We start from the raw sequence: 14,601 nt of genomic DNA, 5'->3' as shown, positions 1-14,601 counted from the left end.
GATCGAGCAAAATTACTCTGCTCTCTGCCTGTTGGCGAGTCTTATTCCGTTTTCTCGGTACTCTTGTGGTCCGCAGAGTCCCCCCGCTATTTCGATAGAGAGAACACAGTAAAACGAAAGTAGGAAGACACACATCCGGTTCATCCTGCTAAAGTGCATCCGCTGATAGACTCGCGCGCTGTATTCAGCACGGCCTCACCGAACTATCAGCGATAGAGGATTTCATCAGAGTCGTCGAGGGGAGAGCAGACGCCAGCATCAAGGGTCACCCAAGGTGGTCGAGCGGCCTGATTCCCGCAATCTGCCGACTGACAGCGACGGAGGAGACGACGCTCATCGCGAACGCAATCGCAAAGCCACCGACGAGAACCGACGGTGGGAGCGTGACGATTCCGTCGAATCCGACGATGAATTCGGCCAGATAGTTCAGTCCACGAGCGGCAGGGACGCTGAGGACGACGCCGAGCGCGCCGCCAATCGTCCCCACGAAGAGGGCCTGAAAGACGAGTGTCAACGAGAGCGTCCACGAGGACGTGCCGAGTGCTTTGAGTGCGGCAAACTCGCGTTGCTGGTGGTAGACGTGTGAGAGAAGAATGTTCACCGTGAGTGCGAGGCCGGCAAACAGTGCGAGGAAGACGAGACTGCCGCCTGCAGCCATGATGACCGCCTGTTCGCGAAGGAGTTCTGTGAGTTGTTCCTGATTGGTCCGAACGTCGTAGGCAGGATACGCCGCTTCGAGGTCGGTTGCAACGGTCTCTGGGTCGGCCCCGTCTTCGACAGTGAGCGTGACGAGCGATGCTTTGTCGGTCCCAGTCGTCCCGGTAATCTCCTGTAACTCACTCAGGTGGACGACGACGCTCGGCGTCCCAAGGAACTGTGAGAACGTCGGAGAGATGCCGACGACGGTGAACTCGTTATTTCTGGCGATGCCCGTCGTGCCACCGATGTAGAGTGAGTCGCCGACAGAGACGTTCATCAGGTCGGCCGTTCGCTGGTCGATGACGACTTCGTGAGTCATCGGCCCGGTGTAGTTTCCGTCGCCGTAATGAACGTCTTCACTGCTGAATCCAGAGCCGTTGGTAATCTGGACAGATTCGCCACGGGCAGGTGCGCCCACACCGACGAGTGTCTCGTACTCAGAGTCGTTCGATTTGACGTACACCGTCTGGAACGCCATCGGCGTTGCGACGCGAACGTCGTCGCGCGCCTCTAGCTCGGCTTCTAACTCGTGTGCCCCGACGATGGTGTTTTCGAACCCGCCGACGCCAGTCGGTGAGAACCGAACCGGGCCGCCGGTCATCCAGATGTCGCGGCCGGCAGCATCGAACTTCTCTTGGCCGGTCTCGACCACGCCGATGCCAGTTCCGGCGAGGAGCGTCGCTGCGAGAACGGCGAGCGTGATTCCGAGGATGGTGAGAATCGTCCGTCCACGAGCGTGTGTGAGCTGGGAGGTGGCGATGCCTGCAGCAGCGCGAATCCGAGCGAGACGTGGGAATCGTGCACTGTCTGGCGTGTAATCACGCTCACTCGGCGTGGCACCGGCCTCATCCGGCGTAGCACCGGCATCGTCTGAAGTGGCATCGGCTTCTCGGTCAGTCACGGGACATCGCCTCCAGTGTGGGTGTTCGCCACGTCAGCCACGCGGGATAGACCGACGAGACGAGGCCGATTAGCGCCGCGACACCGACGCTGTAGGCGACGAGAATCGGGTCGAACAGCGCGACTCGAACGCCGAGGAGTTCCTGCGTGATGGCGTTTGTCAGAGAAATTCCACCGATGCCGAAGACGACGCCAACGACGCCGCCGACGGTGGCGACGAGAACCGTCTCGGAGACGACGAGCAGCGTTCGTGACCCAGTGCTGTAGCCCATCGCCGCGAGGACAGCGAGGTTCTTGCGGTCGGCAGTGACTTCGAGTCCCATCATCGTCGCGACGAAGAGAACACCGACGAGGACGGCGACGACGAGCGAGATGGCGGCCATCGCGAGCGGTAGACTCGACGTAGAGGCACCACGGACGGACAGGCCAGTCTGCGTGACGACGGTCGTTCGCGGATAGAGTGCCTCGATATCCGATTTCACTCCCGGCGAATTCGTACTGACGAGGAGTTGGTCTGCGAGGTCACCCTGTGTCGACCCGGTCATCGTCTGGAGTTCAGAGAGATGGACGAGTGCAACGGGAACGGGGCCGACACCACTCGACAGGTCGCCGTCGTGAACGTCGACGACGGTGAACGTCGCTCGCGACGACCCGACCGTTGCGGTCACGTCGTCGCCTTCGGAGACGCCCAGGAGTTCGGCAGCGGCACTGTTGAGGACGATTTCACCGGTCCGAGGGCCATCGTACGTCCCGTTCGCATAGTGTGGGTCACCCGGTGTGAGCGCACTCGTCGAGACGCCGACGACACTCGTCGGGTCGGCCGGTGGGATGATTCCGGCTGCGAGGACGTACTCACTGGTCGATTCGTTTGCGGTGGAGACTGTGAGGAGTTGCGTCTGGACCGGTGTTGCGTAGTCGATACGCTCGTCAGTCGAGAGGCGCTCCGTTATCGAGTGTGTCTCGCCGAGTTGTGGACCGCCGACCGACACCGCGACTGACGAGGCCGTACTCGCCTCCGGGACGACCCAGTAATCGACGCCGTCGCTTTGAATCGCGTTCTCCGCGCCGAGGCCGAGTGCGATGCCGCTGACCGTCGTCATGAGCGTCACCGCGAGTGCGACGCCGAGGACGCTCAACAGAACCTGCTTCGAGGATGTCGTCCGAAGGCGACCGAGGACGCGTCGGGCGGCGAGGCCGACGATGCCGACGAGTCGGTGTCGCCTACCCATCGCTCACCACGATTCCGTCACGGAGGCGGATGACTCGGTCGGCACGTTCGATGACGTGTTCGTCGTGTGTGGCGACGACGACTGCTCGGTTGGCGGCAGTCTGTTCGACGTAGTCGAGGACGCGGTGGCCCGTCTCCGTGTCGAGTTCACCGGTTGGCTCGTCGGCGACGAGGACCGCCGGGTCGGAGACGAGTGCCCGCGCGATTGCGACGCGCTGTTGTTCGCCACCCGAGAGTTCGCCGGGGGTGTGGTCGGCTCGGTCTGCGAGTTCAACCTGTGAGAGGAGTTCGTCCGCGCGTTCGTGACGGGCGCGTTTCGACACGCCGTGTTCGACGAGTGGCAACGCGACGTTGCTCCGGGCGGACAGCGAGGGGAGCAAGTGGAAGTGTTGGAAGACGATGCCGATGGTGGTGCGGCGGAGTCGGGTTCGACCGCGGCTGGAGAGCGACCGAACGTCGGTCCCCGCGACAGAGACGTCGCCGCTATCCGGCGTGTCGAGTGCAGAGAGGAGGTGGAGTAACGTCGATTTGCCACTCCCGCTCGGGCCGGCGATGGCGACGAACTCACCGGTCGAGATAGCGAGTGAGACACCGTCGAGCGCCCGGACTGTCGGTGCGTCTGCTGAAGAAGCGAACAGCGAGTTCGACCCGCGCCTGTACTCGCGGACGACGTTCTTGCAGGAGAGAGCAGGAGACGCCTCAGGAGGGGGAGAGAGACGCGACTCGGAGACCGACTCAGACATACCATCACATGACCGATAGGACGACATATATCTACGGGCTTGCAGACCCCACGGTTCAATAGCGTCGATGCGGTTTTCCACAGTAGTGTTTCCCCTCGGCCATCTCGCGTTCGCGTATCTCTCGGTTGTGTTCGTCCAGCGGGTTCGAAATCGGCCACTCCCGAGCGGGTGGGTCATCGTGGCGGCCCTGTTCGGGTCACAACTCCCCGACCTCATCGACAAACCACTCGTCTATTTCGGGGTGCTGGCGAGTGGGCGCTCACTCGGTCACTCGCTTCTCGTCGCCATTCCCGTGTTGGCCGTCGTGCTTCGACTCGGCTACCGGGCAGGCTATGGCGACTACGCGGTTGCGCTCTCAGTCGGCGTGCTGTCGCACTATCTGGGAGATTCGTATCGCGCGTTTCTCGCCGGGGACTGGTACTCGACGCGCTACTTGCTGTGGCCTGTGTTCCCGGCAATCGACTATCCGTCAGATGGGGTTCCGCCGTGGGTTCGCGCCATCAACTCTGTGAGTAACCCGAACCATCGCGTTCAGTGGGTCCTCGTCGTCATCGCGCTCGCTGTCTGGGGGTACGACTACTATACTCGCAGACAACGACTCTCGAATCAGTAGTCGAGGGGACGACTGTCAGTCTCCGCGGGAGAAACCAAATCAGTCGTCCCTGCTCAGTTCCGCCCGAGTCGCCATCCCACTGCGGCGACGAGGAGGATTGTAAAGAGTGTCTGAACTGCCGTATTCGGGAGTTCTGACGACGTGGTTCGTGTCGACGACGTGGACTGGTCGTTCGGCGTGAGAACGTCATCAGTCGTCTGCGTCGTCGTCGCTGTGTCCTCAGTCGATGCCGTCGTCTCGGTCACAGTCGGTCCGTCTGTGGTCGTCTGCGTCGTCGTCGCTGTGTCTTCGGGTGTCGTCGTTTCAGTGACAGTTGTCGAGTCGGTCGTCGCCGTCGCAGTCGAGTCGGATCCTCCGGTCGACCCGCCACCTGTCGACTCTGTCGTCTGGGTCGACTCGGTTGTGGAAGACGCTTCGACGACTTCGATAGGTCGCTCGTCGCTCACGCCGACGAGTTCGTTCTCGCCGAGAGTCGTGTCATCAGAGCGAACAACTGCATACAGTGAGTAGTCGCCAGGAGCGAACTTGTCGAGGGGGACTGTTGCGGTGTAGGTCGAGTCGCTGACTTTCGTTGCATCGACTTTGATATCCTGTGAACCATCTGTAAGGGCAACCTGGACCTCGTGGACTGGTTCGCCAGCCTCGAGTTGGTCGAGTTCGATCGTTACATCGAGACTGGAATCTGCCTCAGCAGTATTGTCTGATTCGACCACCACATCGTACGCGCGAATCACGAGTGGTTCTACTTCGTACACCTCGTCAGTAGACTGGTTCCCGACTGTGACGGCGTAGGTTCCTGCTTCCATTCCTTCGGTGTCGAACGTCGCCGTCGTGTCGCCGCTCGCGGCCTGACTTCGTCGAATTCGTTGCTCGCCATCGAGGACTGTAATCGTGTAGTCAGCAGTCGTCGATGCGTCGACAGCGATGGTAACGCTCTCACCGGCATCGGCGCGGCCAATTTCGGTAATCGTGAACTCACCGTAGGACGTCGAAACAGTTCGGTCCACGGTGTCGAGCGCGCCGTCGATCGTGATATCGTACTCGGCGCTAGCACCGAGCGAGGGAGATGCGACAGCCGCAAAGAGGAGGGCGGCGGCTACCAGCAGCGGAATCGAAACACGGGGGCGGAGCATCAGGTTACGCTTGCGTGACCTTCGGTAAAAGCTTGTAGGCCATCCGGCGAAGAGTCGACGCATCGTCCGATAATGATGAGAAAAACGACTCTGTTGGAATCCGCTGAGTTCGATAGATGTGGCGTGACCGAGACAGCGGGTGTATGCAGCAGGTAGCAACCTGCCGACATTGATTTAGTAAGACAGACGTAACACCAGCGTATGTCTGAAGCAACCACGGGGTCGAACGGTGATGACGAGATTGTCACGGTGAATTTCAAGGTTACACAGTCATTTCTCGACGATATAGACGGCACATGGCAGGGGCGTGGGTTTAACAGCCGAAGCGAATTCATCCGCTACACCCTCCGAGACGCAATAGAATTCCCGACGTTCGACCGCGATGAACTCGTCGCTCTCCTCCAAGCAGAGGAGGACATCCGTGAGGGACGGACAATGAGCGCCGACGAAGCTCGCAAGCAGTTCGGAACGGACAGCGATGAGTGAGGGGCACTGGACGTGGGAACTCACATCAACAGCACAGGACGATCTTTCGACTCTTTCTCCACCTGAGTAAGAGCGGATACTGAACAAGCTCGACGAAATCGTCGATTCACCGTGGCGGGACCCACCAGACTATGGCGAACCACTCCAGAACAGTCTGCACAAGAAAGTGCGCATCGGTGAGTTCCGTTTGGCCGTGACCTTCCGCCAATCCGAACAGCGTATGGTGATTGCACGAGTCAAGCGTCGTGGTGGAGCGTACACTGCTGACGACGACTGATGCGCTTTGTTGCAAGAAACCTCTGACCGACTTGCGCTTTGTATTCAGCAACTGGCCATCGGTCGGGTCACCCCAGCAACGACAGAACAGCCGGTCTACTGAGTTAGCCACTCGAACATTTCAGCGTCGTGTTCTACGAAGATAGAGAGGTGTCCGAGATCGGGGTACAAGTACGCTTCCGCGGTGGGAATTGCGTCCCGAAGGTATACACCCATTTCGACCGGATTGATCCGGTCGGCCTGTCCATGCCAGATTCCGACCGGCACGTCGATGGCGTCGAGCGAGAATCCCCAGTCCCGCCCGGACAACTGGATGTCTCTCACGAACGACCTGGTTCCGTGCTCCTGGCAAGCGATCGGCATCGACGCGACGAGAAGTTTTCCGACGTCGCCGCGCCATATTGCCTCGTCCCGCGGCGCGGAGGCCTTGACGCGCCGTTCAATCGTCCACTCGGGCGCATACTTGGCAGAACGCACCTCTACTCCCAGGAACGCCTGAATAGCCCAGGGTAGATAGTTCGCGCCACGTAAGAGGAGACGCAGCGGCCGAGTGGCCGACTCGACCGGGCCGAGACCACAACAGGTTGCGACACGAGGAAACCGCTCGGGGGCTGCTGCACCGCACGCCAGGGCATACGGCCCGCCGCCAGAAATCCCGAGTGCGGGGGCAGCGTCGATACCGAGTGCGTCCAGACACTCGGCGACGTCGACCGGCCAATCCAGAAGCACTCGAGTGGGATCAGGATCTGACACGCCTACGCCAGGGCGCTCGGGCGCGATGATACGCACGCCGAGCTCGCGTCCGACCTGATCGAATACGGCAGCCCCCAACCGGCCATTGGGAATCCCGTGAAAGGCGAGAACTGGGTCGCCGTCCGGAGCACCCGTCTCCGCGTACCCAAGCGTCCGTCCGTCCGAGAGTTCCACGGTAGACGGGTTTTCGTATAGGCGACGACCGACCGAGAGCACCCCGATTGTCTCTCCATCCAGGAATGACGGTACAGCGCTCTCCTTGCTCCCGAACAGACGAGGTACCTTCACGGTGCTACTCATTCACAAACAGACGTGTCGCACCGATATAACTTGTATCGCGGAGTAGACGTGTGACAGTTCGTTTTGTCCCTCCCAATCTAATTTCTCGTCAGCCGGTGCGTGCCTTGCTGTTAGTCGTCACCAGTGTCTGCGATGGGCAGATCGTCTGCCGTCAACTCGGTCGACTGGTCTCGATACTCGTCGAGCGTCGTCTCGACCCACGACCGGATTGCCTCGTTCTCGGTCACGACGACCGCGGTCGGAATCCCGTTCTCGTCGGTCGGCGCGAGCATCACGGTCTCGTCTGCGATCACGAGTATCAACGGGATCGGACCGTCGTAAACGAACGATCTTCCCTGCCCCGATTCGAGCATCTCGCGGGCGAATTTAGTCAGCTCCATCTCCTCGGCCAATTCCAGCCCCTTCTTGAACATGTCCGGTGAGACGATCGTCTCGACCCGTCTGTCCGCTTGGGCCGTGCTGGAAATGAGTTCCCGTCGCTCCTCGGGTGACATCGGACCGAGGGTACTGCCGAGCATTCTGGCTCGGTCGGCCGCGTACCACACCTCCTCCATCCGGCGAATGTGATAGAGTGTGTCTCCGGGTTCGGGTTCCCAAACGGTGGCGTCCGTGAATTCCATCTCATCCCGAGTGCCCGAGGCGCGCCCGCTATCCAGCACGCCCCCGACAACGTATCCACAACAGAGGGTTAAACAACGCCAGAAAAATCGTGAACCGCGCGGTGCGGGAGTCGTTAGTCGCGACGGACTGCGACGAGCGCAACAGCGATGAGCGCGAGGACAGCGACGACGACGCCAAAGCCGGGGATGCTCGAACTCGTCGTCGTGGTCGTGTCTGCCTCCTTCTGGGCGGGAGTCGCTGTGGTCGTCTGGTCGTCCGAATCCCAGTCGTCGGTAGTGGTTTCAGTGGTCGTCGATGTGGTCGTTGTGGTCGTCGTTTGACCATCATCGACTTGCTTCGCGGTGACTGCGAAGTACGAGAAGCCAGGAGTCTGGACCGTAATGACGACGTACTTGCCCTCGTCGTCGATGGATTTGGTAGACAGGACTTGCCATTCACCGGCTTCGTCGTTGTAGCGCTCGACCTGGATGTCCTCGGCGGACACGTCGAGTGCATCTAGTTTGCTCTTTTTCACCGAGAACGTGAGCGTCGCAGGGTTGTCTTCGGCATCTTCTGGGACCTCGATTTGCACCCAGCTGACCGGCGTTCCGGCCGGTTTACCGATGGTTCCTGGGACGCCTGCGCGTTCGCGAACGATGACCTGACCACGGATTTCCTTGCTGAACGCGATACTCAGACCGTTCACGCCACGGCCATCCGGCAGTGACGCCCTGAAGTCAGTTCCGTACGAGAGGTGACCGCTGTCGTAGGTGCCAGAGGCTTTCGGTGGTGGGCCTGCGTTACCGCCGCCGCCGCCGCCACCGCCGCCGCCACCGCCGCCACCGCCGGAGCTCTCTGCTTGGACTTTGACCGTGCCGACCGATTCCCCATCGACCGTCAAGTCGTAGGTCCCGGTTGAATCGAGTGAGACGGTGTAGGAGATCTTCTTCGAGGAGTCAGCAGCGATTTCGACGTTCTTCGATGCGATTTGGTTCCCGTTCGCTTTGAGGGGCTTGCTGAAGGTTCCTGGACCCGTTCCACGGTTATTGACCGTTATCTCGATCGTGAACTGCGTGCCCGGAGTGACGACCGATTTCGTAATCGTCCCCGATCCTTTGACGATGTTGATGTACGGTTTCGACTGGTGGACGGACAGGTTCTTGCGGTTCGATTCGGTCTTCGTCCCCGACTTGTTCGTCGCGACGTGGACTACGACGTACTCCCCAGCAGGGGCGTCAGCCGGAATCGGAAGTTCGATCGTGGTTTTTGGCGGGCCAACTTTCGTGACCGTCGATCCGTAGATGGTCGCCTTCGGACTGACGACGGTCACGTCTTCGACCTGTGACTGGTTGGTCGAGTTGTTCAGGCGCTCGAACACCGAGAGTGCAGTTGCCGTTCCGGAGAACGATTGTGCACCGGGCCTGACACCCATGATGTTCGCGTCAGGGGGCGTGATAGCCGTGCCGTTGACCTTGGCAATCTCGGTCTCGACCGTGACGTTGTCGCGGTCGGTCGCGTTGATCGTCTGCTCGTAGGAGTTCAGCGACGTTTCGCTGAAGATTGCGACCGTGTGGCTAACGTCGCCGGTGAGCTCACACGCCTCGACGTTGATGGTGGCGTTCTCCCCCGGTTTCACGACTGGTTTCGTCGTGATACACGACTTGCGCTCGTGGACCGGCATGGCGTCCACACCGACGACAGTGACGTTGCCGTTCACAGAGAGGTTCCCGTCACCCGTCTCCGAGAACCCGTTCCCGTCGTCGACGGTGACGACAGAGAACATCCACACGCCGGACTCATTCGGCGTGAACGAGAAGTGATTGACACCACTCGTCCCGGTTGGCTCGCCGACGACGTACGACGTGACGTTCTCGTTGGTCGTGATGTTCGACGTAACTGCAGAGAGCGACCCAGGCACCGAAGCACCCTTTTCCAGCTTCGAGGCGACGAGCTGGACATCCTTGTTTTCGATGAGTTGGTCGTTCGTGAGACCCTCGAAGGTGAAGGGGATCTCCTCGCCCGTGTTGTACATGTACGTCGGGTTCTTCTTGAGGTCCTTCACCGTCGTCGCGTCGGTCCGGATGTACATTGTGCCCGTTTTGACCTTCCACGACGCGGCGTTCTGGAACTGTGGGTCGCTCCGATTCGGCCGGAGTGTCAACACTGAGCCGTCCCAGACGCTGACGTTATCGGTGACGTTCGTGAGTTCGTCGTCTGGTACGGTGTCGAGTTTGTTCGTCGGTATCGGTTCTTGTATCTGCGGCCCATCAGTGGTGGTCCCGAGACTCGCAGAGACAGGGCCTGCAAAGACTGAGAGCACCATGATGAGTGTAAGTGAGAGACTCAACCACTTTGGGTTCAGCCTACGGCGACGACTCATATCTATCTCAACAAATAGAACAGTCATAATACTTGTGAACGTCAGAATTTTCGAACTGTTGTTTCAGAATCGACTCACACGTGAGATATCCCGATGGAGGCGTGGAAGTGTGGCGAAGCATCGCGAGACAGACAGGCCTGTTTGTCAGGACTGTCGAAGAGAGATACTGGACCCCACTGTGACAGCGTGTGAATGGTGAAATTAGTGAGCGAATCGTGTGTTTGAGTAGGGAAAACCAGTTGTGCGAAGGACACAGTTGTAACAAGCTTATTTGTGTTATATCACTACAAGAGCGTGACCAGCGTCTGTTCGTTCAGTAGCAGCGAGGGACAGTCGAATCGGGTCTCAGCCAGTGTGCTGTGGGTCGTATAGAGTAGGTAACCATTATACCGATGGTCCGACAAGTACTATGTGAGAAATTCGCACAGAGCTCGAGGGACTGGTGGGTCTGACTCTGAGTGCGACTGCTGCGAATCAACGCCGTTGGGTTCGAATATGAATAACGAGCAATACGAAGCAGGTGAGGTTGTACCGGTGGATATCTGCCCCATCTCCGACGACAGTGAGGTCGACGAGATCACGTTCGCCGTTTCGGTAGAGGTGTACGGCGGGTACGGAGATGCAAAACACGTCTACCCGAACGAGACGGTGGAGAGTACTGCAGACCTCTTTTCCGTCGACGGGGGGGTTGCTGAATCGGTGGTCTCGGACAACGTCCGATTGTACACCGTCCCGGCCGAACTGTTGCGATAATCGGTGGTAGTCGAGTCGTCAGGGGGCCAGGTGAGTTGCCGAGTTGGGACGCAGAAGCATCGTTCGAATCGCCAAGCGGCCGGTCTTCCGAGAGTCGCTCTGTCGGGTGACTGGGTCGTGATTCGGATTCTGTGTTTTAGTTGCCAGTAGCCGAAGTGGCGTTGTCCTCGAACCCACGGTCTGGAAGTGACCTCACAGTGAGAGCGTCGACGAGTCGAAGCCGAGTGAAAGGGGCCGTTCTTGCAGTCCGTAATGCAGAGGATTTTGCACGTAGGCGGCTGCTAACACGGGTTATTCTGAGAATTACCTTATCAGCATAAAACAAATTCTCAGATGACGTACTATGGTGTCGTTCAAGACTATCACGATTCTCATCATCTCTCTGGCTATCTTGACGTCGGGAATCGTTCCCGCCGTCGCTTCCCAATCTAGTGATGCGCAGGCGGCCAGTGTTTCTGGCAGTGGAGACTGGCGTCCCCTCCAGGCTGGCGAACCGAATGCGACCACTCCAGAAACGCACGCGAATACATCCAGTAATGCGACGACTGGGAACGCCGCGAACGCATCGACGGAGCAGGGTTCCAACTCGAACAGGTGTGACCTCGACTCCGGCGAGTCAGAGACGATTGGCCAGAACGTCTCCGACTTCGTCCACGACCTGGTCAACGCGAGCGAGAATCCACACTGTGAGGACTCGCCCGTCGAGGAGCCGACTCAGTGTACGCTCTCCGACGACAATTCGACCTCGAATGAAACCGTCGGCGAACAGGTCTCTGATTACGTGTCGGACCTGCTCAACGAGAGTGAACAGACTGGGTCATCCGGTGGTGTCGATGAGTGCACCGACGACGACACCGGCGACAGTGGTGACTCCAACGGAACCGGTGACGTCGGCGATGAGAACAACTCCACGCCGACTGACGACAACAGCACTCCACCTGCCGACAACAGTTCCGGCCCATCGGACAACTCGTCTGACCCTGTAGATAACAGCACCAACCCCGCTGACGACAATAGCACTCCCCCTGTCGACGACAACTCGTCGAGTCCAGTCGATAACTCGTCGGACCCCGCTGACGACAACAGTAGCAACCCCGCTGACGACAACAGCACCACACCGACAGATAACACCTCCAGCCCCACGGACAACAGTTCCAGCCCGACAGACAACAGTAGCGACCCCACTGACGACTCGAGCAGTCCGGCGAACAACAGCACTGCACCGACCGACAACTCGTCGAATCCAGTCGACAACAGTTCGAATCCAACGGACAACTCGACAGACCCTGTCGACGAGAATAGCTCAAGTCCAATCGACAACTCGTCGACGCCCACCAGCGAGAACACATCGACGCCAACTGAAGACGACAACACCAGCACGCCAACTGACGAACCGTCCAACACTGACGACGACACGAAAGCGTCCAGTGGTGGGTCGTCGAAACGCGGTGGTGGCGGTGGTGGGGCGCAACCGAGTTCGTCGACCACAACCGCCGTTCCGACACCCGACGCTCCAGACACTCCGGAGGCAGACGTGAGTGACAGCGGTGGCGACGAAGAGCGTGCCGACGCACGCGGTGACAGCCAGACGACGCCAGCGCAGGTGACCGAAACCCCCGAGACGGAAACGCCCGTCGCGGGTGCAGACATCGGTTCACCCATCGACCCGGTCGATGCTGGGGTTGTCGAGTCACCTGTCGGAGACGCTCGCAGTTTGATTCCGTACCTGCTGGTGCTCCTCTGGCTACTCGTCGTGGCCATCATCTACCGGCACCTCAAGACGGAACTCGCCAACGGGGTGGAGGTTGTGCAGGTTCCGCCGTCGTTCCGCTAATCATCTGTTGTTTCTCTGTCCGCCGACGTATTCGGTAGAGACACCGTATCGATGGCCTGAAACTCAGACAATTGTACTAATGACGACGCTTATGCGACTCTGTGACAATGTGTGACATATGAGCAAATCCATTCGGGTGTCGGAAGCCTTCCACGGGTACATCAAGTCACAGAACCGTGACAGTGAGACGATGGAAGACACGCTTCGGCGACTGGTAGACGCGCCGAGTCCGATTGTGACCACACGTCACGTCCTTTCGGACGCGGATTAGCGGGGTCGCGTACGCGCGGGAAACAGGATGGTGAATTAGGAAGAAGAGATGCTTTATTAGGAAATTTCAGTAGTCGTTCCTCCAGAATCGCCACACTCGGTGAAGCCATGTTCAACCGAGCAGGTCGAACTCTGGGCAACGAAACTCGGTAGACCGCTCTCTCCGCTCGACGATTAGACAACTTCTTTCTGTATTCCAGTGAGAGAGACGGCCAATGGAAGGCACCCACGATACGGACGCTGCCCCTGGAGTCGACACCCGACGCTGGTGGACGCTGGCGATCTTCACGTACGTCGCACTCGAGGGAGCCAGCCTCCAGATGCGTGGGGCTGTCGTCCCTGTTCTCCGTGAATCCTTCGGGACCCCCGACTGGCAACTCGGTCTCGTCGCGCCCGCAGGGACGATTGGATTTCTCGTCTTCGTGGCTCTGGTCGGTGCGATTTCCGGGCGCGTCAACACCCGGCGTGTCTTTCTGCTTGGTATCCTCGGTACCGGTGCCAGCGTGTTCGCCATCGGGTTCACCCCCTCGTTCACGTTTTTTCTGGTTGCGTTAGTCGTCCGTGGGTCGTTCGGTGGGATTGGTCGGGGAACCGACCGCCCGCTGTTGAGTCACCTCCATGCAGCGAATCGGGGCAAGTGGTTCAGTTACTACGACGCAGTGTGGGCAATCGGTGCGACAATCGGCCCACTCGTGGTGACTGCAGCCCTGTGGCTCGGTGACTGGCGGTTCGCCTACTATGCACTCGGGATTGGATTCTTCCCCGTGGCAGCTCTGGTGTGGCTGTTGCCGGCACCCAGTATCGACGATGGAGGTGACGACGTGTTGACGCTCTCTGAGGTTTGGCGGGTTGGTCGTCGTCCGGAGGTTCTCGTCATGATTGCGGGGATTTTCCTCTCGACCGGCGTCGAAGGTGGGTTGTTCACGTGGCTGACCACCTACGCACAGGGACGCGTCCCTGCGTCGATGGTGACAGCCTCATTGAGTGTGTTGCTGGTCGCGTACATCCCCGGACGGTTCGTGGCCGGGCAGCTATCTGAGCGCATCGGGTACGTTCGGCTCATGTTCGGCCTTGCTGGTGGCTGTCTGCTCTCGATCGTCTACACGTTCGTGTTCGCCGATGGCGTGGGCATCCTCGTTGGCCTGTTCGGGATCGGGTTCACGTTGTCTGGATTGTATCCCACGTTGCTGGCGTACTCGACCGGGGCCGTCCCAGAACACAGTGCACCCATCAACAGTCTCGCGTTGGTTGTTTCGTCACTGGGTATTGCGGGTGTTCCTGCGCTCCAGGGGTTCGTTATTTCTGATATGGGGATTGCGCTGGCGATGCAGTTGCTCGTGATTCCCGTGGGGGTGTTGGTGGTAGTCGCAGTTGTCGCGTGGGTGCGTGTTGGGCGAACACAAATATATAAAGAGAATAGTAGTTGAGACAAATATACAAATATCTTTCATATTAGCTGCCAAAATCCGCCGGTAGTCCCATATCCTATAAATCACCGGGTATAACGCCTCTTAACTGCACCTAACAGACTTACCGAGAATTTTCAGACAGAAGACGAATGATAACGTGTCGAAGATATCCAATGCACGGCATTACTTGAAAATCCGCTTTTTACAGGCTACTGTGGCCCAAA

Annotated in this window: 13 protein-coding genes and 1 pseudogene; 7 read left to right on the top strand and 7 right to left on the bottom strand. The window is 59.2% G+C overall.

Going from position 1 to position 14,601, the window contains the following annotated elements; all coding sequences use genetic code 11:
* Positions 1 to 265: 265 nt before the first annotated feature.
* From ACK3SC_RS12045 to ACK3SC_RS12035, 3 genes are all read right to left on the bottom strand, one after another.
* Positions 266 to 1,477 carry an ABC transporter permease gene (locus ACK3SC_RS12045; protein ID WP_416841221.1) on the bottom strand — a complete coding sequence of 404 codons (1,212 nt, stop codon included), beginning with the start codon at positions 1,475 to 1,477 and terminating at the stop codon, positions 266 to 268.
* A gap of 115 nt (positions 1,478 to 1,592) precedes the next feature.
* The gene (locus ACK3SC_RS12040; protein ID WP_416840432.1) at positions 1,593 to 2,828 is read right to left on the bottom strand and encodes an FtsX-like permease family protein; all 1,236 of its coding nucleotides are present in this window, start codon (positions 2,826 to 2,828) and stop codon (positions 1,593 to 1,595) included.
* Positions 2,821 to 3,570 (bottom strand): ABC transporter ATP-binding protein, encoded by a 750-nt coding sequence (locus tag ACK3SC_RS12035; RefSeq protein ID WP_416840431.1) that lies wholly within the window; start codon positions 3,568 to 3,570, stop codon positions 2,821 to 2,823. The genes ACK3SC_RS12040 and ACK3SC_RS12035 overlap by 8 nt, the downstream gene beginning before the upstream one ends.
* A gap of 85 nt (positions 3,571 to 3,655) precedes the next feature.
* Here ACK3SC_RS12035 and ACK3SC_RS12030 point away from each other — a divergent pair, with 85 nt between their 5' ends.
* Positions 3,656 to 4,183: a metal-dependent hydrolase gene (locus tag ACK3SC_RS12030; protein WP_416840430.1), complete on the top strand. Its 528-nt coding sequence runs from the start codon at positions 3,656 to 3,658 to the stop codon at positions 4,181 to 4,183.
* Positions 4,184 to 4,236: 53 nt separating this feature from the next.
* On the opposite strand, the gene ACK3SC_RS12025 is transcribed toward ACK3SC_RS12030, so the two are convergent.
* Positions 4,237 to 5,316 carry a cell surface protein gene (locus ACK3SC_RS12025; protein ID WP_416840429.1) on the bottom strand — a complete coding sequence of 360 codons (1,080 nt, stop codon included), beginning with the start codon at positions 5,314 to 5,316 and terminating at the stop codon, positions 4,237 to 4,239.
* Positions 5,317 to 5,517: 201 nt separating this feature from the next.
* Here ACK3SC_RS12025 and ACK3SC_RS12020 point away from each other — a divergent pair, with 201 nt between their 5' ends.
* Both ACK3SC_RS12020 and ACK3SC_RS12015 read left to right on the top strand, forming a co-directional pair.
* Positions 5,518 to 5,802, top strand: a complete 285-nt coding sequence (locus ACK3SC_RS12020; RefSeq protein WP_416840428.1) for a ribbon-helix-helix domain-containing protein — start codon at positions 5,518 to 5,520, stop codon at positions 5,800 to 5,802.
* Positions 5,795 to 6,079 (top strand): annotated as a pseudogene (locus tag ACK3SC_RS12015) (type II toxin-antitoxin system RelE family toxin). Before ACK3SC_RS12020 ends, ACK3SC_RS12015 begins: the two are co-directional and overlap by 8 nt.
* 95 nt (positions 6,080 to 6,174) lie before the next feature.
* Here ACK3SC_RS12015 and ACK3SC_RS12010 read toward each other — a convergent pair.
* The 3 genes from ACK3SC_RS12010 to ACK3SC_RS12000 all read right to left on the bottom strand — a co-directional run bounded on the left by ACK3SC_RS12010 (position 6,175) and on the right by ACK3SC_RS12000 (position 10,111).
* A complete protein-coding gene (locus ACK3SC_RS12010) occupies positions 6,175 to 7,131 on the bottom strand; it encodes an alpha/beta fold hydrolase (protein WP_416840427.1) in 957 nt (318 codons plus the stop codon).
* 110 nt (positions 7,132 to 7,241) lie between these two features.
* Entirely contained in the window at positions 7,242 to 7,751 is a 510-nt protein-coding gene (locus tag ACK3SC_RS12005) for a hypothetical protein (RefSeq protein WP_416840426.1), read from the bottom strand.
* Between the two features lie 113 nt (positions 7,752 to 7,864).
* Positions 7,865 to 10,111: a PGF-pre-PGF domain-containing protein gene (locus ACK3SC_RS12000; RefSeq protein WP_416840425.1), complete on the bottom strand. Its 2,247-nt coding sequence runs from the start codon at positions 10,109 to 10,111 to the stop codon at positions 7,865 to 7,867.
* Between the two features lie 495 nt (positions 10,112 to 10,606).
* On the opposite strand from ACK3SC_RS12000, the gene ACK3SC_RS11995 reads away from it, so the two are divergent.
* The 4 genes from ACK3SC_RS11995 to ACK3SC_RS11980 all read left to right on the top strand — a co-directional run bounded on the left by ACK3SC_RS11995 (position 10,607) and on the right by ACK3SC_RS11980 (position 14,395).
* Positions 10,607 to 10,864, top strand: coding sequence for a hypothetical protein (locus ACK3SC_RS11995; RefSeq protein WP_416840424.1), 258 nt, complete (start codon positions 10,607 to 10,609; stop codon positions 10,862 to 10,864).
* A gap of 343 nt (positions 10,865 to 11,207) precedes the next feature.
* A complete protein-coding gene (locus tag ACK3SC_RS11990; protein ID WP_416840423.1) occupies positions 11,208 to 12,698 on the top strand; it encodes a hypothetical protein in 1,491 nt (496 codons plus the stop codon).
* Between the two features lie 118 nt (positions 12,699 to 12,816).
* Positions 12,817 to 12,969 carry a hypothetical protein gene (locus ACK3SC_RS11985; RefSeq protein WP_154325991.1) on the top strand — a complete coding sequence of 51 codons (153 nt, stop codon included), beginning with the start codon at positions 12,817 to 12,819 and terminating at the stop codon, positions 12,967 to 12,969.
* Between the two features lie 214 nt (positions 12,970 to 13,183).
* Positions 13,184 to 14,395: an MFS transporter gene (locus ACK3SC_RS11980; RefSeq protein ID WP_416840422.1), complete on the top strand. Its 1,212-nt coding sequence runs from the start codon at positions 13,184 to 13,186 to the stop codon at positions 14,393 to 14,395.
* The last annotated feature ends 206 nt before the right edge of the window (positions 14,396 to 14,601 follow it).

The sequence above is a fragment of the Haloferax sp. DFSO52 genome (assembly GCF_048158745.1).
GTDB lineage: Archaea > Halobacteriota > Halobacteria > Halobacteriales > Haloferacaceae > Haloferax.
The sequence above is the reverse complement of the archived record's forward strand: the minus strand, read 5'-3'. Positions and strand labels throughout refer to the sequence as shown.